General features: G+C 43.9%; 15 protein-coding genes and 2 pseudogenes. 9 read left to right on the forward strand and 8 right to left on the reverse strand.

Annotation, left to right across the window (positions count from 1 at the left end):
* Positions 1-15: 15 nt before the first annotated feature.
* The 3 genes from CEX98_RS12915 to CEX98_RS12925 all read left to right on the forward strand — a co-directional run bounded on the left by CEX98_RS12915 (position 16) and on the right by CEX98_RS12925 (position 3482).
* Entirely contained in the window at positions 16-1221 is a 1206-nt protein-coding gene (locus CEX98_RS12915; protein WP_099642474.1) for an EAL domain-containing response regulator, read from the forward strand.
* Positions 1222-1266: 45 nt separating this feature from the next.
* Positions 1267-2478 (forward strand): response regulator, encoded by a 1212-nt coding sequence (locus tag CEX98_RS12920; protein WP_099642475.1) that lies wholly within the window; start codon positions 1267-1269, stop codon positions 2476-2478.
* A gap of 128 nt (positions 2479-2606) precedes the next feature.
* A complete protein-coding gene (locus CEX98_RS12925; RefSeq protein WP_099642476.1) occupies positions 2607-3482 on the forward strand; it encodes an AraC family transcriptional regulator in 876 nt (291 codons plus the stop codon).
* Between the two features lie 80 nt (positions 3483-3562).
* Here CEX98_RS12925 and CEX98_RS12930 read toward each other — a convergent pair whose 3' ends face one another.
* Positions 3563-5998 carry a TonB-dependent receptor gene (locus tag CEX98_RS12930; protein ID WP_099642477.1) on the reverse strand — a complete coding sequence of 812 codons (2436 nt, stop codon included), beginning with the start codon at positions 5996-5998 and terminating at the stop codon, positions 3563-3565.
* 334 nt (positions 5999-6332) lie between these two features.
* Positions 6333-7235, reverse strand: coding sequence for a sulfite exporter TauE/SafE family protein (locus CEX98_RS12935; RefSeq protein WP_099642478.1), 903 nt, complete (start codon positions 7233-7235; stop codon positions 6333-6335).
* A 255-nt stretch (positions 7236-7490) separates the two neighbouring features.
* Between CEX98_RS12935 and CEX98_RS12940 the strand changes: the two genes are divergently transcribed.
* The 3 genes and pseudogenes from CEX98_RS12940 to CEX98_RS12950 all read left to right on the forward strand — a co-directional run bounded on the left by CEX98_RS12940 (position 7491) and on the right by CEX98_RS12950 (position 12406).
* Positions 7491-9758 (forward strand): aminotransferase class V-fold PLP-dependent enzyme, encoded by a 2268-nt coding sequence (locus CEX98_RS12940; RefSeq protein ID WP_099642479.1) that lies wholly within the window; start codon positions 7491-7493, stop codon positions 9756-9758.
* 227 nt (positions 9759-9985) lie between these two features.
* Positions 9986-10120, forward strand: coding sequence for a DUF2256 domain-containing protein (locus CEX98_RS12945; RefSeq protein ID WP_099642489.1), 135 nt, complete (start codon positions 9986-9988; stop codon positions 10118-10120).
* A 127-nt stretch (positions 10121-10247) separates the two neighbouring features.
* Positions 10248-12406: pseudogene (locus CEX98_RS12950) on the forward strand (TonB-dependent siderophore receptor).
* A gap of 52 nt (positions 12407-12458) precedes the next feature.
* Here CEX98_RS12950 and CEX98_RS12955 read toward each other — a convergent pair.
* The 6 genes from CEX98_RS12955 to CEX98_RS12980 all read right to left on the reverse strand — a co-directional run bounded on the left by CEX98_RS12955 (position 12459) and on the right by CEX98_RS12980 (position 20243).
* Complete coding sequence (locus CEX98_RS12955) at positions 12459-12965, reverse strand: hypothetical protein (protein ID WP_099642480.1); 507 nt, start codon at positions 12963-12965, stop codon at positions 12459-12461.
* Between the two features lie 73 nt (positions 12966-13038).
* Positions 13039-14046 (reverse strand): low-specificity L-threonine aldolase, encoded by a 1008-nt coding sequence (gene ltaE / locus CEX98_RS12960; RefSeq protein ID WP_099642481.1) that lies wholly within the window; start codon positions 14044-14046, stop codon positions 13039-13041.
* A gap of 133 nt (positions 14047-14179) precedes the next feature.
* Positions 14180-15928 (reverse strand): alkaline phosphatase family protein, encoded by a 1749-nt coding sequence (locus CEX98_RS12965; protein WP_099642482.1) that lies wholly within the window; start codon positions 15926-15928, stop codon positions 14180-14182.
* A 287-nt stretch (positions 15929-16215) separates the two neighbouring features.
* Entirely contained in the window at positions 16216-17814 is a 1599-nt protein-coding gene (locus tag CEX98_RS12970) for a sugar porter family MFS transporter (RefSeq protein ID WP_099642483.1), read from the reverse strand.
* Between the two features lie 2 nt (positions 17815-17816).
* Positions 17817-18830: a LacI family DNA-binding transcriptional regulator gene (locus CEX98_RS12975; protein WP_099642484.1), complete on the reverse strand. Its 1014-nt coding sequence runs from the start codon at positions 18828-18830 to the stop codon at positions 17817-17819.
* Positions 18831-18899: 69 nt separating this feature from the next.
* On the reverse strand, positions 18900-20243 hold the full coding sequence (locus tag CEX98_RS12980; RefSeq protein WP_099642485.1) for a GH1 family beta-glucosidase: 1344 nt from the start codon (positions 20241-20243) through the stop codon (positions 18900-18902).
* Positions 20244-20427: 184 nt separating this feature from the next.
* Between CEX98_RS12980 and CEX98_RS12985 the strand changes: the two genes are divergently transcribed.
* From CEX98_RS12985 to CEX98_RS12995, 3 genes and pseudogenes are all read left to right on the forward strand, one after another.
* A complete protein-coding gene (locus tag CEX98_RS12985; protein WP_099642486.1) occupies positions 20428-21678 on the forward strand; it encodes a sugar MFS transporter in 1251 nt (416 codons plus the stop codon).
* A gap of 3 nt (positions 21679-21681) precedes the next feature.
* Positions 21682-24228, forward strand: coding sequence for a glycoside hydrolase family 3 protein (locus CEX98_RS12990; protein ID WP_099642487.1), 2547 nt, complete (start codon positions 21682-21684; stop codon positions 24226-24228).
* 273 nt (positions 24229-24501) lie between these two features.
* Positions 24502-24630, forward strand: a pseudogene (locus CEX98_RS12995) (transposase); the annotation flags it as partial.
* Between the last annotated feature and the right edge of the window lie 135 nt (positions 24631-24765).

A 24765-nucleotide genomic window follows, 5' to 3' on the forward strand; every position in this document is an offset into this window, starting at 1 on the left:
CTAGGTCGAGTAAGTATGATAAATGACAAGCACCTTATTATTGCGATTGATGATAGCGAGCTCATCCTAACACAATTGCAATTGCTCATTTCTAACCAAACGCCGTGTCTATTTGAAGGCTTTAGTAGCGGGTTACGTGCGCTTGAAAGTGATAAACTACACCATGCCTCCCTTATCTTGCTTGATATCAACATGCCTGAAATAGATGGCGTCGAGATGTTACGAACGTTTGCTGAGTTAAACATACAAGCCCCCATCGCACTGTTGAGTGGAGAGAAAGGGCTATTTATTAAAAATACAGCAGCACTGGCCGAACTTCATGGACTGACCATCATTTCAAGCCTCGAAAAACCTTTATCTGCAGTTAAATTAAAAGAGCTCTATCTCCAGCTGGAGTCGAATAAAACCAACATAAAGACCAAACATGCCTTACAAAACTACAGTAAAGAAGAAATATATGAAGGGTTATTACGAGAAGAGTTCTGTGCCTATTTCCAGCCAAAGGTAGCCAGTGCATCAGGTGCTATCATTGGGGCAGAGGTGTTAGCTCGATGGCACCATAGTGCCGATGGAACGGTGCCTCCTTCTCAGTTTATTAGCATAATGGAAGATAATGATTTGATCCATTTGCTGTCTTACAGCTTGCTCAAGCAAACACTCGCTCTACTGCAACAAAACCGAAATGTACTTAGCACAGTGCAATTTAGTATTAACCTCAGTGTTAAAGAACTTGAAGATATCAAGCTTCCAGAAAAACTGGAGTCTATTTGTGACTCTTACCATACGTCAACGTCGCAAATTACCTTAGAGCTCACAGAAAGCCACTTATTGGAGAATATCAAACGTGCACTTGATGTGTTGCTACGCTTAAAGCTTAAGGGCTTTAAGCTATCTATTGATGATTTTGGCACTGGTTACTCCTCTATCAAGCAGTTAAACGAGCTCCCCTTTGACGAACTAAAAATAGATAGATGCTTTGTTGATGGCTGCGCTACGCAGTCAAATAAACGTGTCATCATCGCCAGTACCTGCGAGATGGCACACCAACTAGGCCTTGAAGTTGTGGCTGAGGGGGTCGAAGAAGCAGAAGATCTTATGGTGGTACAAAGCTACGAGGTAGAGTACGTACAAGGTTATTATTACTACCCGCCCTGTCCGCCCTCAGAATTTCTACAGGCCGTTACGGAGTCAGCAGTACAAAAGTCGCGTTCCAGTAAATAATAAAACACAGTGAACTTCGCTGTATCAAAATTTAAGAGGGAATCTATGCATCAAAAAGCGGTTGAGCACGCACAAAGACACCCCAAGGTTATCATTATTTGTGATGAACCCGCGGAAATGACTGGTGTTGTAGATATTGTTGCCTCTCAGGTTAATGAATACCGCACACTTACTAACCATAAAGAAATCGCCGAGCTGCTTGCTGAGTCACCACCTGATGTTATTGTTATTGCCAGAAAGACGGTTGCAAAAAGCGTCGAAATATACAGCTTGCTAGCAAAACATGGATTACTCAATTATTCACACGAAAATATTCTGTTATGTGAAAACAAAGAGTCAGGCGTTGCGTTTAGATGCTGTATGAAAGGAATTTTCACCGATTATTTTGTTTACAAACCAATGTACGAAAATTACCGTTTTCGGATGATTTTACACAACGCCTTAGTGCGCACAGAGGGAACATCTGAAGTTGCGAAAATTCGTGAAGAGCATTTTGGCCGCATTGACGACAAGCTAAAACAATTAATTGATGATGCCGCCCTTTACCATCAAAAAGCAGATGAAACCCTACAAACCGTTAGACGTAACCTCGACAACGAAAAAGGGATTAATAAGGTTCAAGATGACTTACTCAACGAGCTGAAGCAAAAGCATTTATCGCCACTGTTAGACGAATTAGAGCAGCAACTGGCTGAAAGTGTTCACGAGCTAACTAAAAGGTTAAAAGACAAGCAGTTTTCGATTGCCGAATTTACTGCGCTACTCGCCGAAAAAGACCATTCGAAAAGTGCGCAATTAGCACAACATGTGCTGCCTGTAGGTGACGCTGGTGAAGTAGATATTAGTGAGTCAAAACCAGTCACGCCGAAGCAAGAAGAAGTTAAAATAATGGTGGTAGAAGACAATGAAATTTACCGCGAAATGATAGCGAAAATTCTCCGCGACGAAGGCCATAAAGTAGAAAGTGTCTCAAGCGGCCTAAGCGCCATCAAAAAATTAAGAAAACAAAAGTTCTCGATGGTATTCATGGATTTGTTTATGCCCGAGTTGGACGGTTACAACGCCACTAAGAATATTCGAAATATACCTCACTGTAAAAAACTGCCTATTATTGCCCTGACCAGTAATAAAAACAAAGATATCATCAGAAAGTGGGCATCTTTAGGGCTCACTGGATACATCACCAAACCCTCCACCAAGTCTTCCATTCTAAAAGCAGTAGAAAAGGCACTGACGGAAAACAACGAACCAAGCTAGAATGGCGATAAGCTCAAAAATACGCAAACATTATCAAATCAACTTCTGTCATTATCATTTATAGCTTCCTAACCTATTTTTATGGGGAGCTTTATACTGGCTGAAACAGACACATAAAGAAGTAAATCATGACAACAAAAGCATCGACGTTAACGCATTACACCCAGCGCTTAAATCGGGTTATTGATTATATCTATAACAATATCGACAGTGAATTGGATGTGATCACGCTAGCCGAGCAATGCCATATGTCTAGCTACCACTTCCACCGTGTATATCGCTCAATCGTTGGAGAACCTATTAATGCGACGGTAAGAAGGATGCGGCTTCAGTTTGCAGCAGCAATGTTAATTCGCTCTCAAGAGTCGATTGCAACAGTGGCAAAGCTCACGGGCTATGCCAGTATCGAAGCATTTAGTCGCGCGTTTTCTCAACGATATAAGCAAGCTCCCAGCCAGTTTCGCCAACAAGAACAGGCCAAAGCACGTCATTGTGCGGCTGACTTTTATATTAAAGATATTGATGAGGACTCAAATATGTTTACTGTTGAAACGGAAAATACAGACAAGATGACACTGATTGGTTTGGAGCATAGTGGTGATTATATGCAGATAGGTCAAGCCTTTGAAAAGTTGAATTTACTCGCCCAACAGCATGGACTGCTAAATGAACAAACACGATTTTTTGGCGTCTATTTTGACGACCCACAAACGGTAGAACCGCAACAACTAAGATCCATGGCGACTATTTTAGTGCCTAAGCTCCCCACTCCTCTACCGGCCGGATTGTGTGCATTTTCACTTCCTCAAGGAAAAACAGCTAACCTATTGTATCAAGGGGATTATGCTTCATTGGAGACCCCATATGAATACTTGTTTGGTCAATGGCTACCAAACAGTAATTTTGAGCCGGCAAACGTGCCAGTGGTTGAGGAATATTTAAACGATGTTCGAGATACGCAGCCGAGCGAGTTATTAACACGCATTACCTGTTACCTAAACTAAGTTTTTAGTTGCAACGCCAATTTGCTTAATAGGAGAAAGAGGAAGCAGGCTTCCTCTTTTTATTGCGTTTATTGCTGTATTTAGAACTTGTAGTTAAAGCTCAACTTGGCGTTACGCTCGTTACCTGGCATACCGCCTAGGAACATAGCTTTACTGTAATAACGTTCATCTGTTAAGTTCTCTAGGTTTAGCTGAACATTAAAGTGTTCTGCATCAAATTTTACTGCAGCATCCCAGCGGGTATAACCGTCAATCGTTGCTGTTGGCAAACCAAATGAAACAGAGTTGATGGTTCTTTCACTCTCATAATTGAGGCCAACACTGTATTCAAAAGCGCCGCTAAACCATTCAACTGGCTGTGTATACTTCACCCAAGTGCTCGCAAACTTTTTCGGGATCCCTTTCTTTTGACCTGAACGTTCATTTGAACGGATCTCAACTGCATCTTGATAAGTGGCGTTGACATTCACACTAATTTGCTCATTTAGTGCTAAGTTTAAATCAAGCTCAACCCCTTGAGATTCATCTTCGTCGTCGAAGAAATAACGCGGCACGCTGACATTATAGTCATCACCTGGTTTATCATTATACTCAGGGTTTGTATACATCAGGTTAGTGCGTTTTGTTTCAAACCACACTAATGAACCCAGTAAATCTTCATCGAACGCAGTAAAACGCATACCAATATCTAGTGTTTCGGACTCTGAGTCAGGTCTATTTTTGCGGTTTGCATCGGCTTCATCCTGAAGGCTACCAATTACGCTGTATGCAGTGCGGCCTTTCGCCACATTGATAAAGGTAGAGAACTGCGGTGTTACTTGATAGTTAAGACCAACATTGTAGGTCATGCCCGCATCGTCTGAGTCTAACTCTTTACTCTCTTTTGGTGATCGTTCAGTGCCTAAGTGCTGGTACTTCTGTTCTAGACGAGTATACGCGAGGCCAGCTCGTGCTGTAAGTGCAGAGGTAAGATAGACCACTTCCTGCGCACTAATACCATATGCAGTCAGGGTTTTATCATAGTTGCTGCGAAGTGATGGATCGTAATCCTCGAAAGTCCCTGTCGGCCAGTTTGGATTGCGAATATCTAAAATATAAGGGATCGAGCCATTGCCATCTGCGTCATAGGCTGACCAGCTTTTTAATCGCATATCACGATTTTCGTAGTTCACACTCACTAAATGCTCACCACTAATTGAGTTCATGTCCCAAGTTAGCTGTAAGTCAGCAAAATATTGCCACGTTTTTTCACTTGCCAGCTGGCGACGATACTCTTGACGACGAGCGGCATACGGATATAGTTCACCATTTAATACCAATGGGGCTCTTGGTGTAGCATTGATGATATCGTAGTACTCATCCTCATACTCCGCCCTACGTTCCCAGTAAACATAGTTATACGCACCGGTTTGACGAACAAAGTCTGAATCATAACTGCGCCATAGCACTTGTTGGGTCAGCTTTGAGTTGCGGTTTAAGTACCAGTCATGACGTAGTTTAACACGTAACTCTTCGCCTTCATTTGGACGTGAAAGAGGTGAAATCAGATTACCATCACCAAGGTCAAACGGCTTCAACCCATCGGACGCTGCAATAGACGCTGCGAGTTGAGCACGCTGCTCATCGCTTAACTGCTGGCCAAGCCACTTGTCATCTTCTGCGATATAGTTGCTATCATTCGGTAAAAGGTCCGCCGTTACAAGCCCAGGTTCAGCCGCAATGCTATCCCAGTTAAGGATACGAACAGGGTCTCCGATTGAGTCAACTTGTTGCGAGTCGTCAATGTAGGCGGTAGAAAACAAAATAGAGTGGTCACTATTTAGGTCAAACCTTAAGCTAGCATAAACTTCATCTCTACCAGACTCAAGGTCTCGATAGCCATCGCTGCGCTCGTGATTTGCAACTACGCGAAATGCCAGCTTATCCGTAATCGCATCAGTGAAATCGACTCCAATACCATAAGTATTCCACGCACCTACTTTTCCGCTCACTTCAAGTGCCTGCTCGAACTTCGGCTTTTTCTCAACTAAGTTAACGACACCACCAGCTGCACCTATACCATACAAGCCAGTTGCAGGGCCTTTTAATACTTCGATGCTTTCGATGTTTGTTAGTGAACGTGTCGGGTTGAAACTATTACCTAAATCAGCACCGCCATACATACCATCATAGGTATAGTTTACACCCAAGCCACGAACCGTTAGTGAATCACCTATGCCATAATTGTTTCCAGCTTGAGATAAACCACTCACATTGCGCAGTGCATCTTGGAGCGTTGCTGCACTTTGCGACTCTAATAGCTCTTTATCCACCACGACTACTGCTGCGGGGGTTTGCATGAGGTCCATATTCGACTTGGTGGCTGTGCCAGATTGTAGAATAATATTATTGTGCTTACCGTAAACACTAATTCTTTCAATTTCCTCAGCAGCAAATGCAGAGGTACTAGCGCCCAGCAACGCTAACTTAACCGCAACCCAAGAAGCAGATAAAACAGAAGAGCGAGAGATTTGCATGTTGAAACTCCAAACTACGCAATTGGATCTTAAAGAAATAGCCGGTTTGGACTATTTCAAAAAATTATTTATTTAAGAGGGTGCGAAGTTTAGCAAAACAATAGTAATGATAACAACTATCATTTAGATTTTATATTTGTAATCTTTTTTGCAACAGATGTAAGATAATTAATTTCATGATAGCAAATAAAATAAAATGTTAACCCAAGGAAATTAAAAGCTCATACTGTTCGGTTGGCTAACGCTCTGAGGTGTATTTCAGCGCTAAAACCAATTGCTTATACCAAATGTATTAAGTAAATGAGCTATGTCATCCTTCAAATTGATTAGAGCATTAATTCAATTGTATTATAGCGGGATAAAGCTCATAGCACGTAAAGCAGACTTCAAGCCCTATGAGTAGTAATAAGAAACTCACTAAGTGCCCTACTTTAACTCTAGAGCACACATAGGCTCCAAGCGGTGCACCAACGACCACAATGGGAATTGCTGCCAGTAGATAGCTGTTTATTTCACTCGTTATAGAATCTAGATGCCATGCATTGATGCTACTACCAACTAGCGACGTAAAGGTCATTACTACAACGGAAGTGGCTGTTGCCTTTTTTACATCAGCATTGTATGCAATCACTAATAGCGCAAATAGCGCGATATCTGCACCTGAGCCCACCAGTCCACTGGCGATACCGCCAATTAACGCAACGAACATAAAGCGTAGCATTTTAGGTTTGATGAATTCACTGCTTGGCTGATGATGTGCCTTACGCCACCACCGTAAAATAAGGGTTAGCGCAAAACAGAGAAGTAAAAAGCTAAAAATGGATTTAACTAACAAACGTGGAGCCAGTGGCGCAACGAACAAAAGGCTTACTGTAACGCCAAGTGCAGCCATAGGTAATGCCATAACGATAACATTTTTGTATACTGGAATGCGGCGACAGAAAATAGTGATTGTTGCGGCTGTCATACCGAAACTTTGAATAGCAAGCGAAAACACTTTTGCCGTTGCAGGGTCAATATCCAATAGTTTAGTCATCACAGGGAAAGCAACAGCGCCTCCCCCTAATGCCGTCCCACCAGCTACAAATGAGCCCAGAGCCATTGTAAGCGCTATGCTCGCTTCATTCATGATCTGGCCAAATGCCTGATAAAACCCCTGCAGCCAAATCAACGTGGCATAAACACCGAGTGTAAAAAACAATGGCCACATTGTTGGTTTTGCTATTCGTTGCAGCATGATCTTTCCGTTAAAATTAAAAGGTTATTTCCTTACCAATCAGTCGTTCTGCTCGTATATACAAGAGCGAGGGCAATTAAACATGATGAGTACATATTTTTCAAATTAAATTTACATTAACAATACTATAAATCGGATCAAAGAAACACGTCGTGAATAGTTGAAACCCGCATCTATCTCCCTTATTATAACTATAAATAATTACTTATTACTTTTGGTTATATAGGTGATTTGTTTATACCTAAAGGCACAGTCATGACAGAAGATACCGTATTACCCCAAATATACTTGGATGCTAATGCAACGACCCCTGTATTAGAACAAGCAGCAAATGCCGCATTAATTACCATGAAAACTATGTTTGGAAACCCAAGTAGTAGTCATATAACAGGTTTGCAAGCAAAGCAGCTCATGGAGCAAACTCGCCAAAAGGCACGCGCGGTTCTGGGTTCAGGTAACGGTAGAGTTATTTTTACCAGTGGCGCCACCGAAGGGATCCAAACTGGCATACTGTCTGCCCTTTGTGAAGCAAAAAAGCAAATCGAGCCTCATAAGCAATATACACTACTTTACGGTGCGACCGAGCATAAAGCCGTACCAGAGTCACTGAAACACTGGAATCACATCCTTGAAATTAACGCAGAGGTTAAAGCAATCCCCGTCGATAACGCAGGTAACCTTGACTTTGACTTTATCGCACGAGAAGTGCCAAACGCGTTAATGATCTGCACTATGGCTGTAAACAACGAAACCGGCGTTTATCAAGATTTGAATGCCTTAGAGTCGGTAATAAGAACCCATAATGCTGATGTATTTTGGATGGTAGATTGTGTTCAAGCGCTAGGTAAACGCAACTTAAACTTAGCCAGAACCACCATTGATTATGCACCTTTCAGCGGCCATAAACTCTATGCGCCCAAAGGCATTGGCTTTGTTTACATTAGAAACAACGCACCATTTACTCCTTTTATTGCAGGTGGTGGTCAAGAAAGCGGTTTGCGTTCAGGCACGGAAAATCTACCAGGCCTTGCTGCTCTCGATATTATCTTTGACGAGTTACTTAAAGAAGATGGCAGCCAATTTGTCAGCGTAGATAAGCTACATGACTATCGAAATCAATTAGCTCAAGCGCTAACCCGCGCTTTTCCAACTATTGTTTTTAACAATCAGTTCAGTAATAGTGTGCCAACAACACTCAACTTTGCCATACCCGGCTTTAGCTCAAAAGAAATCATGGATTTATTTGATGCCGCAAATATCCGTGTAAGCTCCGGCTCTGCATGTAGCTCGAAAGTGACTCGGAGTTTTGTACTCGATGCTATGGGCCTACCCGCTTGGCAGAGTGAATCTGCGATTCGAATGTCCTATGGTCCTGCGACAACACAAACTGAAATTGATGCAGCTTGTGAGCGTATTCAACATTGTGCTCAGGCATTAGGTCACAGCTGTCTAATGCAAGCCCATCATGACATAGATAATAAAGAAGCACTTGATGGCTTAGTGCAGTTTAAAGTAGGAGGCGCCTGCTGTTGGTTGTTTGCAGATAAACAGGCCAAAACCGCCATCATTATTGACCCGCTTCCAGAGTTAGTTGAGCGACTGAATACAATTTTAGAGTGTCAACAGCTCACCCTGCTTGCAGCATTAGATACCCATGGACATGCTGATCATGAATCAAGTAGAGTCGCTTTTTCATTACCAAAACAAGCATGCGATCACTTAGGCTGGCCCACACAAACAACGACTATGGAATATAAAGGGCAGCAATTAGCTTGTATCCCATTTGGCCATTACCACTTAGCTAAGTTACCAACACCAGGGCACACAGAAGATAGCGTAAGCTTCATTTTATTTGAACAGCAGCAAGATACTCCCGTTATTAAATACGTTTTTTGTGGTGATTTAATTCTGATGGGTGCACTCGGTAGAACCAACTTCCCGACCAGCTCAAGTAGCGCGATGTTTAGCAGCATTCAATTGCTCGCAACATTAGCGACGCCCGATACTTTGTTATGCCCAAGCCATGATTACAACAATGAATTTGCCACGACACTCAGTGCAGAAAGTAGTCGTAACGGCACACTAAAGCGTATTTTATGCGATGAAATATCTGTGACGGAGTTTGTCGAAAAGAAAGCACTTATTGACCAAAATATTGTCGATGACGCTGGCAGTGAAATCATGTGTGGTGCGACAGTATGTAGCAAGGATCAGTTTTCACTTCACGAGTACACGGCAAGTGAATTGGCCGAACATATGCAGCACAACAATAATCTGCTACTTATTGATATTCGTGAACCCCATGAGTACGCACTAAACCACAATCGGGCTTTTGACCAAAACGTGCCGCTGACACGACTCACCGATTTTATTGGCAGACATAACCAAGATAAATCGACCCCTTTAGTTTTGGTGTGCCGAAGTGGTAGCCGCTCACAGGTTGCAGCACAAGCGTTAGCAAGGTTAGGCTTTAATAATATCGGACATTTAAAAGGAGGCTATGCCCTTATCCCATCGGCGTAGCCTAGCCATTATCATTTCCTTTCTAAAGCCCCTATAGCAATTGCGATGGGGCTTTTTTAGATCGACCCACGCCCTACGGTCGTACCATAACTAACTTCAGGTTAATTAAGTGAGCTAATTTGCGGCGAGCACATCTTGTCGATAACACCACTATCGCATCCAGCTATCGCGACGCCACTGACATTCACCTCGCAAGACAAGATGGTAATAGTCACCAAAGGACGCTTATGGCACATAAAAAAACACACCTACCTACAAAAATATGCCCAGTTTGCAATCGCCCTTTCAGTTGGCGAAAAAAGTGGCAAAAGGAGTGGGAAAACGTCAAGTACTGCTCAAAGCGTTGTAGCAGCCGTCGCTAATCTAAAGACTTAATTTGTTATAATATTTATAACCTATTGTAACATTTGCAAATTCCAGAAAAACACTATTGATAATCACTATCATCTACAATATCATTTGCACAAAATTAGATCATAGGGATTAATCATGCGCTCATTTAAACACAAATATTCAACCCTGTTTGCCAGTGTAGCATTGGCCTTAGCTTGCTCAGCTAATGCACAAGAGCAGAAGCAAAGTGACGAAGATATTGAAATTATTAAAGTCAGCCCAAGAGGACTTATCTCTTACGTTAGCGCGACAGCGTCAAAAACAGCAATCCCCATTGTAAAAACTCCTGTTTCTGTTTCTGTCTTAACCGCTCAGCGTATTTCAGACTTAGGTGCAGAAACACTGCAAGATGCATCGGCTATGTTGCAGGTGTTTATAATGGCCCTTACGGTGTTGATACCCGAGGTGATTGGTCTAAGATCCGCGGTGTAGATCCGCTGCAGTATGTTGATGGCCTACAAAAACTATTTGGAAACTACAACAATACCCGTACCAATCCTTACGCACTTGAAAGTGTCGAGATCTTAAAAGGCCCATCCTCTGTGCTTTACGGTCAAGGGTCAACCGGCGGCATCATAAACGCGGTATCAAAACTACCAAAGTCAGACACCGAAGGTGAGATCTGGGCACAGCTTGGCAACTATGATCGCAAACAGCTCGCCTTGGACTACAATACAACTTTCGGCGAGCAGCAAGAGTATCAAGCACGAGCGGTAGCCATGTTCCGTGATAGTGGCACACAAACCGACTATGTTGACGACAACACCTTAATGCTTGCACCTAGCTTTAGCTGGCTAGTTTCAGATGAGACTAAGGTAACGTTACTTGCTAACCTGCAAAGAAATGAATCAGGCTCTTCAACGCAATTTTTCCCCCATGAAGGCACCATTCTTCCTGCAAAATATGGTCCAATTCCAAGTGAGCGCTTTATTAGCGAACCGGGCTGGGACAAGTATGATACTGAACAAAAGGCTATTACAGCCATTGTTGAGCACAGCTTTAACTTAGACACCCATATAAAATTCTCTGGTCGATACAGCGACAGCTCCTCTGAGTACCGCACTATTTACTCTTGGCCTCCTAAGTTTGAAGCCGATAAGCGCACGGTTAAGCGCATAGCGAGCCTGACCGACTCGAGTGCAAGAAGCCTGACAATGGACCTGCAATTTCACAAGTATCTAGAGTGGGATTCGGTAACACTGACAACTGTAACTGGTGTTGATTACCAAAGTGCGGATACGGATTCTGATCGCGGTCGTGGCGTTGCAGCTCCACTCGATTTATACAACCCGGTTTATGGTCAAAGTACCGAGTTACCAACAGCGGTAGTCGATAACCCTGAAAATACGCTAAACAACAAACAGCTTGGCGCTTATGCTCAAGTGACTGCAGAAGTAAATAGCTGGGTACTCAACGCCGCACTTCGTTACGATGACGTATCTAACCAAATACAAACCGCAGGAGCTATCAAAAGTACTCAGAATGCCACAACAGGCCGAATTGGTGTTTTATATCAGTTCGACAATGGCTTAGCACCATACGTTAGCTACTCAGAATCATTTAAAGCGGTTTTTGGTCAAAAGCCACAAGGTGGAGCATATAAGCCACTGGAAGGTGAACAAGTAGAAATGGGGTTAAAGTATCAACCAGCAGGTACTGAACACCTTATTACGGCATCGATATTTGACATTAAAGACAAAAACCAAATTCGCAAAGTTTCTCCAGAAGTAGAAGTACAAGATGGCGAAATAGCGGTGACTGGTTTTGAGCTTGAAGCCCAACTTGAATGGCAAAACGTTGATGTATATGCTGCATACTCTTATCTAGAAACAGAACAAGATGTTACACCACTGAGCCCTGACGAGCTTTATATGGCTCAAGATCTGGTGACCTTAATCACAGATGATACCGAGCTTTCAGCCACACCTAAACATTTAGCGTCAATTTGGGCAACGTATCGTGCCGATGAGTTACTTCCAGGGCTTAAATTTGGCGCAGGTATTAGGCACGTAGGTAAAACCTTTGATGGCAGCCGTACCGTTGAGCTTAACGGCCAAACACTGCATCAGAAATTGGTGACGGATAACTTTACCCTGATTGATATGATGATAGGCTACGACATTGACCAGTATCAGTTCAGCCTACAAGTCGATAATGTCAGTGACAAAACGGTGATCACCAGCTGTTTATACCGAGGTGATTGTTTCTATGGCCAACGCCGTACAATCAGCGCTAATGTAAAGTATAAATTCTAAACGCTTTACTTCATCGCCCTGTAGCTGTATTCAACAAAGACAGGGCGATGGCTTAAAATTGATAGCTAATGGTTAATCCGCCATCAACTCGTTTATCATTATATTCCTGACTCTCACCGTAGCCCGCGACCAATTTCACTCGCCAACCAGTCTGATTAATTCCAGAAGAATAGTAACTATAACTCAACCCAAGACCATAGGTGGTTTCACTATCAAAGAGATCGAAAAACGGCTCTAGTATTTCACATCCAGTATCGTCTTGATCTTCACATACTGGTCCCGCATCTCTTGCACCGATAGCACCAGCAATCAATCCTAGTGCATGTTTATTGTTATCAGAAACAGCCTTTTCATAGCCAATAGCAAAGCCATCTCCTAACCCTATTACATAGTTACCGAACCAACGACTATTTGTATCAACTTGAGGAACTGATAGTTCTACTTGACCTAGAAATGGGTAGCCAGTACCGAGAGAAAAATCAACTGAACTTGCAAAGCTGCTAGCACTGCACAGCAATGCCGAAACCCCCACCGTTATTCTTATTAAAGATGACAACATCTGATTTCCTTATTTAAAAATAAAGAACGTACTCACAACTGTACCCAAAGTCAATACAATTATTACATCAGGATCAGGTAATTGCTGCGATCTCATGCACAAGTGTGTCTATATCCGCCCTATCAACTCCTAAGTGGGTTACGAATCTTCCGCCTTGGTATCCAGGGGTAATATTGATCCCTTTTAGCTTTAGCTGTTCGGCTATATCAAATAAGTCAATCTGCGGCTCCACGTCAACAAAAACAATATTTGTCTGTACTTTGTGCTTACAGGGCTTGAAGCCCGGAATTTGCTCTAGCTTTTCAGCCAAATACTGTGCATTTTGATGATCTTTTTCCAGACGCTCTACATTATGCTGCAAAGCATAAAGGCCAGCCGCTGCGAGCATGCCCGCTTGACGCATTCCGCCACCAAGCATTTTTCTTAATCGTCTCGCTTTTTCGATAAATGCTTTATCACCCAGCAATAAAGAACCTACCGGTGCCCCTAGACCTTTGGAGAGACATATTGTAAAAGAATCAAAGTGTTTGACGATTTCTCTGATGTCTACTTTTAATGCTACTGCGGCGTTATACACTCTCGCACCGTCTAAATGCAGCATTAAATCGTGTTCATCACATAATGTTCGAGCCTTTGCAAGATACTCAAGGCTAAGCACCTTACCACCAATGGTGTTTTCTAAACTTAGCAGTTTAGTATTGGCAAAATGGAAATCATCAGGTTTGATGGCTTGCTTAATTCTTTCTAAACAAATACCGCCGTCGGCCTCATTTTCTAGAGGTTGTGGCTGAATAGAGCCAAGTACTGCTGCGCCACCCGCTTCAAACTTGTAATTGTGAGCTTGTTGACCACACAGATATTCATCGCCTCTTTCACAATGACTCATCAACGCAAGGAGGTTTGCTTGCGTACCAGAGCTGGTAAATAGCGCTGCTTCAAACCCATGGCGCTCAGCTGCGAATTGTTCTAGCGCATTGACCGTCGGATCATCGCCATACACATCATCACCAAGCGGTGCGTCAAACATGCGTTGCTTCATCGCAGCAGTCGGTTGCGTAACCGTATCAGATCTAAAGTCCATTAATCATATCCAATTAAAACGAAGAATGTTCAGCATAACTGAAAAATCGCTACAACAGGAAAAAACAGGATGAAAAAAGGAGTGTAGGCGTGCGCCTAATCAGTCCCTAAAAAACCAATGAGCCCTATCGGTTCTATTGCAACCCTGGCCAAGTGCCGTTGTCGATTGCTTTAGGATAACCCGCATCTACTTTATCTAATGTTATGCTATACCTTAGATAACGACCGTCATCTAAAAAGAAGTAAGCGCGTGTACCGTTCCACTTTAATGCTGCGCTGATCTTGCTCGCATAGGCGCCCATTCCCGGCCAAGTGTTGTCGTTAACTGCTCGAGGATATCCGCTATCAACTCTATCTTCAGCTAGATCATAGCGTAGGTATTGGCCATTATTTAGGAAAAAATACACTTTGTCAGACGTCCAGCGTAACGTTGCTGTTATTTTATTTGCGTATGCTGCAAGCCCCGGCCACGTATTGTTATCTATTGTTTTGGGGTAACCGGCTCGAACTCTATCACTTTGCACGTCATAACTAAGGTATTGTCCTGTAGACAAGAAGTAATATACCGTATCACTGTCTTTGTAAAAGCTCGCCTGAATTTGCGCTGCATACTGCTCAAGGCCAGGCCAATTGCTGTTATTCACCGACAACGGATAGCCGTCATCAGTTTTATCTAACACCGTATCGTAACGCCAATAACGTGCATCCTCAGAAAAGAAGTAGCTTTTGCTATTGTGCCACTGGTGCGCCGCGGTTAAGTTCAGTTCAGTCACTCGGTAGCCAACATATACGCCCTGCTGTTCGAAGCTATAGTTATTGATGCCAGAAGCTGGTTGTGGGTCCTGCCACTGCGAAACACCTGCAGGCAATGTTTCAACCAAATGGTTATTGCGATAAACCCGAGTTTGCACATTCGCATCATTTATCCAGGTAAAGAGTTTATTCGCATAATTTAGTTTACGGATCCCTAAGTCGCCATACAGTGGCGTACTTTCAAAGCCCGATTGCACTGCCGTGTCAATTCCCATGTAGGATAAGATAGTTGGTACAATTGCAGTTTGCGCTGGGTAGCCATATAAACCGGAGAAGTCCGTATTAGCAGGGTTAACGGCCTTGGAACTAAACTCCTTATTCAACACTTTGTTTGAAGCGATAAAAATCGTTTTTTCCGGCTCTGTTTGCTCGCCGTGGTGACAACCAACAATTGGCGTGCGACCATGATCGGTAGTAACCATCACCAACCAGTTTTCACCATTTTGTTCTCTGGTTTCAACGGCATCAAGGAGTTTACCTAGTCGCTTGTCAGCATCTTCTACCGCTCTATTGTAGGCAGAGCCAAAGCATAAGCTATGCCCCACGGCATCAGGCTCATCTAAATGTAGAAAAACGAAGTCTGGTGAGCCAGTATTTAACGTCGTCAGCGCTTTATTCAAATTATCATCATCACTGCCTCCTTCCGATCTTCTGTCTATCAAAGAGAGGTCATTACGGAAGAATTGGGTATGGATCGGCCCCCACGTGCTAAAGCTCGAGATATCGGCGCTGTCATCATGTTCGGCGATATAACGGAAAAGGCTAGGATAGGCTTTGTTCGCCAAACCAGAGTCATTGCTTGGGACTTGATGTTTGTTCACCCAAACTCCCGTTAAAATCGTAGCCCAACCTGGGCCGCTTTTGGTTCTTTGCTGGGTTTGAGTTGCTGAGATCCCACCGGTATAGGCTTTGGTCAGAAATAGGCGGTCAAAATTTGGGGTGTGATTGCTGCCGATTTTTTCGTATTGCAAACCATCAATACCAATCAATAATACTTTATTTTCAAGTGCATCAGCACTTGTGGTGAATAAAAGCGCAAATAATGCACTGCTAAGCACGGGTAATTTCATTATCTTTCCTTTAAAATGATTTTCTGGACTAGTCCAAGAAAGATAATAGGACTCAAATATTAAAATCTATTTACAAAAAAATTACATTGAAATTATTCACTCTACTTTGAATCACTTGCTTACCGCAGAACTCACCCAACAATGATGAATGACACCCACACCAATTACTAATGACAATTACTAATGACAATTACTAATGACAATTACTAATGACAATTACTAATGACAATTACGAATGACACCCACCAATTACGAATGACATCCACCATAGAAATATCGAAAATTATTCACCCTACTTTTGAATCGATCGTTTCACCGCAAAACTCACTTAATTGTTCAAGCGTCTTCCCTTTGGTCTCCTCTACAAATAGAAGCACCAAAGCAAAAGATATTATGGAGAACACGCTATAAAGTAAAAAAGTGGTACTGGCACCCAAATATGCTAGCTCCCACGGAAAAACAAGTTGTACCGTAAAGCTAGCCGCATTATTAATGACACCCACCACAGAAATGGCAACCGCTCTGATTGCGTTGGGAAAAATTTCAGAAAACATCACCCACATCACCGGTCCCAGCGACATGGCGAAGGAGGCAACAAAAAGAGAAATACCAAATAGCACCCACTTTGCTGGCATAGTGATACTTTGAGCAAAGATACTAGATTTATGCTGTCTGTATTCATCTGCCGTTAGTCGCTGCTGTAAGGCCTGGTTAAATTCAACATCGGAATGAAAAGTCCGACCGACAATTGGCGTTAACGCTTGGCTTGGAAAATTTGTTGTCTTTTGCTGGATAGCAATAACCCCTGCATCATTGAGTTGATAAGTCGCTTGCTTAAATCCCCAGCTACACAGAGCCATACTTAAACAAATACCTGTTAAGCCCGTCAACAATAAGGGTCGGCGGCCAATTTTATCTATAGTCAGGAGTGCAACTATGGTAAATAGCACATTGATAAGGCCAATCCAAATGGCTTGTAAAAAAGCAGCATCCGTCCCAATACCGCTTTGTTCAAATATCGTCGGTGCATAGAAAAACACCACATTAATGCCCGTTACTTGTTGCGCGACTGCAAGCACAACGCCAACAATCAATGGAATACGCATGCGTTTACTGAATAAACGACCTAGTTTGCTGGCTATCGACACAGAACTAAGCTGCGCGTTTGGCAGTGCTGCTGTAATCGAGACAAACTGCTGCTGTGCTTGGCTGCGGCCAAATAGGCTAATTAGCGCACGTTTTGCCTCTGCGGTTTGGTGCTTCATCAACAACCATCGAGGGCTACGAGGCAATAACAACAATAATAACACCCAAGCTAACGCAGGTATGGCTTCAACACCAAGCATCCAACGCCATGTTTGAGTATCAATATGCCAGCTTGTTACCCAAGCAACGTCACTATGACTCAGTTGCAGCAAAAAATAGTTGGTGAAATAGGAAATAACTAGGCCAATTACAATGTTAAGCTGATTAACAGACACTAACCTTCCGCGCTGCTCGGGTAGACTGATCTCAGCGATATACATCGGCGCGACCATGAGCGAACAAAATGCCATCCCACCCACAAAGCGCGCGAGCACCAAGGCTTCGAAAGAAGGAGCTAACGCCGACCCGATCGCAGAAACAAAATAAAGACAAGCCGTCATTAGTAAAGTACGTTTACGGCCAATTGCATCAGCTACGGGCCCTGCCATCAATGTTGCTATCAAGCCACCAAGAGTTGGAGCACTCACCACAATTCCTTGCTGCCACGCCGTTAACTTGAAGGCTTCGCCGATAAAGCCAATGGCACCAGAAATCACCGAGGCATCGAAACCAAAAATAAACCCGCCTAACGATACAATTAAGGTGTACTTCACTGCACTAGAAATCGTAAGGCCGGTCATAGTTATTCTACTTTTGTTTTTGTGGCGATAGAATCGCGCAAGATCAAAGTTGGTGGATAGAGGTTTTCGACATCGGGTTGATGCTTTTCTTTATACACATGTTTGAGAACCCAGCGCGCTGCAGCGTCGCCCATTTTACGGATTGGGTTATCTATGGTAGTGAGTTTTGGATAGAGGTATTTGGTAAATAACACGTCATCAAACCCCACCACCGACAGCTCAGTGGGAACATTGAGTCCAGCTTCCCTTGCCGCAGTCATCGCTCCTGATGCCATTTCGTCGTTAGCACACACTAATGCAGAAAATGGCAGCCCAGTTTGCATCAGATGAGCAAAACCTGCCATACCATCGGTTTCGTGATACCCTCCCTCGAATGTCAGGGAAGGGTTAAACGCAATATCATACTCAGCCAGCGCCTTCTTATGGCCAGCCAAACGTGCTTTGGCATCAAGCTTAAACAGCGGCCCGCTAATGTAGGCAATATTTTGGTGTCCGCGCTGCAAGAGGGCTTCCGTCGCCAAATAGCCACCCAGTTCGTTATCAGTATAAAAGCAACGCTCCGCCAGCTCTGGAATATGACGATTCACCAGCACCAGCTCAACATCTCGCTCCGCGAGCTCAATGAGGTATTCATCACTGACCGCTTCTGCATGAACAATTAGTGCGTCACATCGCCTGTCTAGCAAAAACTCGATGGCTTGTTGCTCTTTGTCTGCATCACTGTGGCCTGCGGCGATAATGGCATGTTTACCTGCTGTTCTGAGTGTGTTCTCTATGGTACTCATCATGTCACCAAAGAAAGAACCATGCAGTTCAGATACCATAAGGCCCACGCTGTTGCTACGGTTAGAAGCCAAAGATTGTGCGATAGCATTGGGCTTATAGCCCAGTTCAGACATCGCAGCGAGCACCTTAGCCTTGGTTTTATCGCTCACTTTTGCGTTGCCGTTCATCACTCGCGATACGGTGGCTAATGATACACCAGCTGCTTTTGAAACTTCGTAGATCGTTGCCATGTAATTACTTTTTATTCCGTCAGTTGTATCTGCGCACTATACCAATATTAATGCAAAATGCGCATAACTTTAGAGCGCTTCACGACGTGCTTCCAGCATCGCTTGATACGCTTTGGCACTTGCCTTCAAGGTTCGTTGTTGGGTGTTATAATCAACGTGTACAATGCCAAAACGTTGCGTATACCCCTCTGCCCACTCAAAGTTGTCCATTAAACTCCAAGCAAAATAGCCCTGAATATCAACGCCCTGCTCTATTGCTTGATGGACAGCCAACAGATGAGATTGAAAATAGTCTAACCTTTTAACATCAAGCACTTCACCGTTTGCTATTTTGTCCTCAAAAGCCGCGCCATTTTCAGTGATATATAGCGTCGGCAATTGGTATTTTTGGTGTAAATCTAGCAGTAATGTACAAAACGAGTCTGGCACTATTTCCCACCCCATGGTAGTGAGGTGACTCGCAGTAGGCGCGACTTGCTCATACCACCCATTGCCATCGGATTTATAAATATTGCGGGTATAGTAATTTACACCCAAGTAATCTATGGGTGCGCTAATAATCTCTAAATCCCCAGCCTGAATGTCGGGCTGTACATCTTTTGGTAGTTGAGCAAGTAACGCTGGGTAGCAGCCGTCGATAATAGGTTTAATGTACCAATGGTTACAATAATCATCTGCGATTTTTGCCGCTTTGATATCACTTGGGCTGTCAGATGCAGCATCGGCATTGGCAAAATTAAGGACAATACCATGACGACTCTTTGGGCAATGCGTTCTCAATACTTGCATCGCCAAACCATGGGCCAATAACAAGTGATGCGCGGCTTGCCTCCCTGCCGATTGCGAGCGTATACCAGGAGCGTGTATGCCCACTTCATAGCCAAGGTGAGCGCTACAAAACGGCTCATTTAGCGTTGTGTAGGCATAGACCTTCTCGCCAAGAGCCTTACATACAACTTCGCTGTACTGTGCAAACGCCACCGCTGTTTCTCTGTTTAACCATCCGCCTTTGTCTTCAAGCGCTTGCGGCAAGTCCCAATGGTAGAGCGTAACGAATACTTTTAGTCCTTTCGCCACCAACTCATCCACCAAGGCTTGATAAAATCCAAGGCCAGCCAGATTTACCGTACCATCGTCATTGATCACCCTCGGCCAAGAGATTGAAAGACGATAGGCATCTACCCCTAAACTGTGAATAAGCTCCACGTCTTGTTGCCACCGCGCGATATGTTCGCAGGCTGTATCGCCGTTACTCTTGTCTTTTACGGCACCATCGACACGACAAAATCTATCCCAGATAGACTCGCAACGGGCCTGTCTAGCTCCTTCAATCTGAAATGATGAAGTCGCAACGCCGAAAATATAGTCAGCCTGTAACATAGCCGAGTGTTTTGGCAGGATAAATTTATTCATGGTTAACCGTTCCAAGTTGTGTCTTCACGCCAATCTGCAAGTGTATTTTTGCTTCTCTGTGATAGACAAAAACATTTTTTATTTGAATTCACGCTCGCTTTCTGCAATTATCAAATAAAATGTAAGCGCTTTCATTTTTATAAATGTAAGCGCTTTACCAAAAAAAATCAACTAGGAGTTTCTTGTGAGCGTACCGTCTCAACCTCAAGTTTCACCAGCAGCTACGGCAGGCCAAAGCGGCCAATACCGATTTGCTTTGGGCGCCCTAACCTCATTGTTTTTTATGTGGGGTTTCATTACATGTTTAAACGATATTTTGATTCCCTACCTCAAAGGGGCGTTTGAACTTAACTATACCCAAGCCATGCTGATCCAATTTTGCTTTTTTAGCGCTTATTTTGTGGTCTCTGTACCTGCCGGTAAGTTGGTTGGCAAAATAGGTTACCAAAAAGGGATTGTAGCGGGACTACTCACCGCAGGAGTGGGCTGCTTGCTGTTTTACCCTGCGGCACAAAGCGGTATTTACAGCGTATTTTTATTTGCTTTGTTTGTGTTAGCGGCGGGGATCACCATACTACAAGTTGCTGCCAACCCATTTGTAAGCGTACTCGGTTCACCAGAAACGGCTCCGGCTAGACTTACGATGACACAAGCTTTTAACTCGCTAGGAACCACAGTTGCACCATTCTTTGGTGCTATGCTGATATTTAGTGAAGGCAGTGCTGTGGAAGTAGGCAATGCCAGTGCCACACAACTTCCCTACTTGATGTTAGCGACAATGCTAGCCGTACTTGCTTTAATTTTTGCCTTTATTAAGTTGCCACAATTAAGCAGTACAACTGAGGCTATCACGACGGGAGAAACCAAAGCTTGGCAGCACAAACATCTCGTACTCGGCGCTATTGGGATTTTTGTTTATGTGGGTGCAGAGGTAGCAATCGGCTCAACCCTGGTTAGCTTTTTACATCAACCTGACATCGGCAACATGACAGAGGCCCAGGCTGCAAAGCTGATTGCTTACTACTGGGGCGGTGCCATGATTGGACGCTTTATTGGCGCATTAGTTATGCAAAAAATTTCCGGCCGCACCGTGCTGGCATTCAATGCAGTATGTGCGTTTGTGCTGGTACTTATCGCCGTATTTAGCAGCGGGCAGCTTGCGCTTTGGAGTATTTTAGCCGTTGGACTTTGCAACTCAGTGATGTTTCCGACTATTTTTAGCCTAGCGCTAAACGGCTTAGGAAAACAAACGGCGCAAGGTTCAGGCATTCTTTGTCTAGCAATTGTTGGCGGCGCTATCGTCCCACTACTTCAGGGTATGTTGGCAGATGGAATTAATCTTCAGCTGTCATTTTTACTCCCTGCTTTATGCTATATCTACATCGCCTATTTTGGATTAAAAGGTGCAACACCTCAGCGTTTCAAGAGTAACTAAAATATGAAAACCAAACTAACCATGCTAAGCCTAGCGGTTGCAATAGCAGCGCTAACAGGATGCAGCGAGAACAAAGTGCAGTCCCATGTTGAGGCTGAACCCACTCGCCAAGTTGAGAACTGGCCCGCGTTGACTCCTGCCATCGCACAAGATGAAGATCTTGAAGCACAAATTGATGCATTACTTGCAAAGATGACGCTAGAGCAAAAAATCGCACAAATGATCCAGCCTGAAATTCGTAATATTACAGTAGCTGAAATGCGAGAATACGGATTTGGCTCCTACCTAAATGGCGGTGGCGCATTCCCGTATAATAACAAACACGCGATGCCTGCAGATTGGGTTAAGCTCGCAGAGGCACTTTATCAGGCGTCGGTTGACGATAGCCTAGATGGCAGCACTATCCCTACTATGTGGGGCACCGATGCAGTTCATGGCCACAATAATGTGATTGGCGCAACTTTGTTTCCGCACAATATTGGCCTTGGCGCTGCAAATAACCCTGCTCTGATTGAAAGCATCGCGGAAATTACCGCAACAGAAGTACTGGCTACAGGCATTGATTGGATCTTTGCCCCAACAGTTGCAGTGGTGCGTGATGATCGCTGGGGGCGTACTTATGAGGGTTATTCTGAGCATCCAGATATTGTAAAAGCTTACTCTCGCGCCATCGTAAAAGGCCTACAAGGCGCGCCAAATAAAGACTTTCTTGGTGATAATCGGGTGATCAGCACAGTAAAGCATTTTGTCGGTGATGGCGGCACAGTCGATGGTGACGACCAAGGCGACAACATTGCCTCTGAAAAAGCATTAGTTGCACTCCACGCTCAGGGCTATGTTGGCGGCCTCGAAGCCGGAGCACAGTCGGTAATGGCTTCTTTCAACAGCTGGCACGGTGAAAAAGTGCATGGTAGCTATTATTTGCTCACCCAAGTGCTAAAAGAACGTATGAATTTTGACGGCTTTGTGGTGAGTGACTGGAATGGTCACGGACAAATAGCAGGCTGTACTAACGATAGCTGCGCAGAGGCCATTAATGCTGGTATTGATATTGTGATGGCGCCAAACGACTGGAAAGCACTGTATAACAATACACTAGCACAAGTGAAAAGCGGTGAGATTGCGCATTCTCGAATTGACGATGCCGTGAGCCGTATTTTGAGAGTTAAATTGCGTGCAGGTTTGTTCGACAAGCCAAGCCCTGCAAAACGTCCATTAGCTGGCAATTCAGATCTGATTGGAGCACAAGCCCATCGCGACGTTGCTCGTCAAGCGGTACGTGAATCTTTGGTACTACTGAAAAACAAAGGTCAATTATTACCACTTATGCCCAATCAACATATTTTGCTCTCAGGAGATGGCGCCGATAATATCGGCAAACAATCTGGCGGCTGGAGTATTACTTGGCAGGGTACTAACAATACCAACGACGACTTCCCCGGAGGCACATCTATTTATGATGGTATAAAGCAACAAGCCGAAGCCGCTGGTGGTACAGTTACGCTAAGTGAAGATGGTGATTTTGAACACAAGCCCGATGTTGCCATTGTGGTATTTGGTGAAGATCCTTATGCGGAAGGCCATGGCGATAGAGCAACTCTTGAATACAAACCGTCGGACAAATCCGATCTTGCATTGCTAAAGCGCTTTAAACAAGCAGGTATCCCTACCGTTGCCATTTTTATCAGCGGTCGTCCAATGTGGGTAAACCCTGAACTCAACGCATCAGATGCATTTGTGGCCGCATGGTTACCAGGCTCAGAGGGAGTCGGCATCAGCGACGTGATACTCGCAGACAAAAATGGCGAGGCTAAGTACGACTTTACTGGCAAACTGAGCTATTCTTGGCCAAAAACACCGACACAAATCGTTAATTACCAAGATGAACATTACGACCCGCTTCTACCTTATGGCTTTGGCTTAAGTTATGCAGATAAAAATGTGCTTAGTGATAACTTAACCGAGCAAATTGAAACCCCAGCAAACCTAGGCAGCGGCGTAGATTTACTTGTAAGGTCAATCAATAAACCTTGGCAGGGCCACTTATACAGCAGCGCCCAAAACCAAGCGATCAATGCCAATACTCATACCCTTGGTGGTATCAGCTACCGCACAACCGATAGAGAAGTGCAAGAAGATGCTATTCAACTACTTTTTGACGGTAGTCGGAGCAGCGGTTTTAGGCTCGCTAGCGAAAGCTACTTTAGAGAAGATATAAGTCCAAGTATTCCAACAGACGGTGCACTGGCTTTTAAAGTAAAAATAGCTGCAAAGCCCGATAAACCAGTATGGATTGCAATGAGCTGTGAAGGCGAAGCTGACGAAAATGGCTCCTGCACTGCAAAAGTGGATATTGCCGAGCAGCTTCAAGCAATGCCGCAAGCCCAATGGCAATCACTCAGCATTAATCTCAACTGCTTTAAAGCTCGAGGTATGGACTTCACTAAAACCGTCGTTCCTTTTGAGCTTGCAACTAAGGGAGTGCTTGAGATAGCACTATCTGAGATAAAAATCTCAACTGATAGCACACCAACAGTGAGCTGCGATTAGTCCCCTTAGCACGATGTGGGCCTAATACTGCGTCCACATCGTTTTTAGCTTGTTTGATTTTATTAAGACAAAATAGAGCGGTACTGACAACACTTGCTTTTTCAGCCGAAACTTAATGCAAATTTAATAGCTGACATCCATCTCGAAGTTTAATAGCTGACATCCATCTCGAAATTTAATAGCTGACATCCATCTCAATTTTCTTCAAATTTGCAAGCCTCTTCGATGTCGTCTGCCCTCTAGTTCTGAACTCAAAGGATTGAGGAAAAAGCGATGGCTACTGCCCCCAAAAAACTGATTAGTTTAGCCGACACCAAATACAACCACTGTATCTCACGCTGCGTACGCCGTGCATTTTTGTGCGGTGAAGATGCACTCACTGGCAAATCCTTCGAACATCAAATTTAATAGAATTTAATAGCTGACACCCACCTCAACTTTTTTCAAATTTGCAAGCTCATTAGATGTCGTCTACGCTCTAACTCTGAACTCAAAGGATTGAGGAAAAAGCGATGGCGACTGCCCGTAAAAAACTAA

The organism is Pseudoalteromonas piscicida (assembly GCF_002744175.1).
GTDB classification, from domain to species: Bacteria; Pseudomonadota; Gammaproteobacteria; order Enterobacterales; family Alteromonadaceae; genus Pseudoalteromonas; species Pseudoalteromonas piscicida_B.

Bases quoted from the DNA above. Each gene is read 5' to 3' on its own strand.
- CEX98_RS12980 (WP_099642485.1), bottom strand. From the start codon at position 20,243: ATGAATAAATTTATCCTGCCAAAACACTCGGCTATGTTACAGGCTGAC.
- CEX98_RS12975 (WP_099642484.1), bottom strand. From the start codon at position 18,830: ATGGCAACGATCTACGAAGTTTCAAAAGCAGCTGGTGTATCATTAGCC.
- CEX98_RS12945 (WP_099642489.1), top strand. From the start codon at position 9,986: ATGGCACATAAAAAAACACACCTACCTACAAAAATATGCCCAGTTTGC.
- CEX98_RS12920 (WP_099642475.1), top strand. From the start codon at position 1,267: ATGCATCAAAAAGCGGTTGAGCACGCACAAAGACACCCCAAGGTTATC.
- CEX98_RS12970 (WP_099642483.1), bottom strand. From the start codon at position 17,814: ATGACCGGCCTTACGATTTCTAGTGCAGTGAAGTACACCTTAATTGTA.
- CEX98_RS12915 (WP_099642474.1), top strand. From the start codon at position 16: ATGATAAATGACAAGCACCTTATTATTGCGATTGATGATAGCGAGCTC.
- CEX98_RS12935 (WP_099642478.1), bottom strand. From the start codon at position 7,235: ATGCTGCAACGAATAGCAAAACCAACAATGTGGCCATTGTTTTTTACA.
- CEX98_RS12940 (WP_099642479.1), top strand. From the start codon at position 7,491: ATGACAGAAGATACCGTATTACCCCAAATATACTTGGATGCTAATGCA.
- CEX98_RS12990 (WP_099642487.1), top strand. From the start codon at position 21,682: ATGAAAACCAAACTAACCATGCTAAGCCTAGCGGTTGCAATAGCAGCG.
- ltaE (WP_099642481.1), bottom strand. From the start codon at position 14,046: ATGGACTTTAGATCTGATACGGTTACGCAACCGACTGCTGCGATGAAG.
- CEX98_RS12930 (WP_099642477.1), bottom strand. From the start codon at position 5,998: ATGCAAATCTCTCGCTCTTCTGTTTTATCTGCTTCTTGGGTTGCGGTT.
- CEX98_RS12925 (WP_099642476.1), top strand. From the start codon at position 2,607: ATGACAACAAAAGCATCGACGTTAACGCATTACACCCAGCGCTTAAAT.
- CEX98_RS12965 (WP_099642482.1), bottom strand. From the start codon at position 15,928: ATGAAATTACCCGTGCTTAGCAGTGCATTATTTGCGCTTTTATTCACC.
- CEX98_RS12955 (WP_099642480.1), bottom strand. From the start codon at position 12,965: ATGTTGTCATCTTTAATAAGAATAACGGTGGGGGTTTCGGCATTGCTG.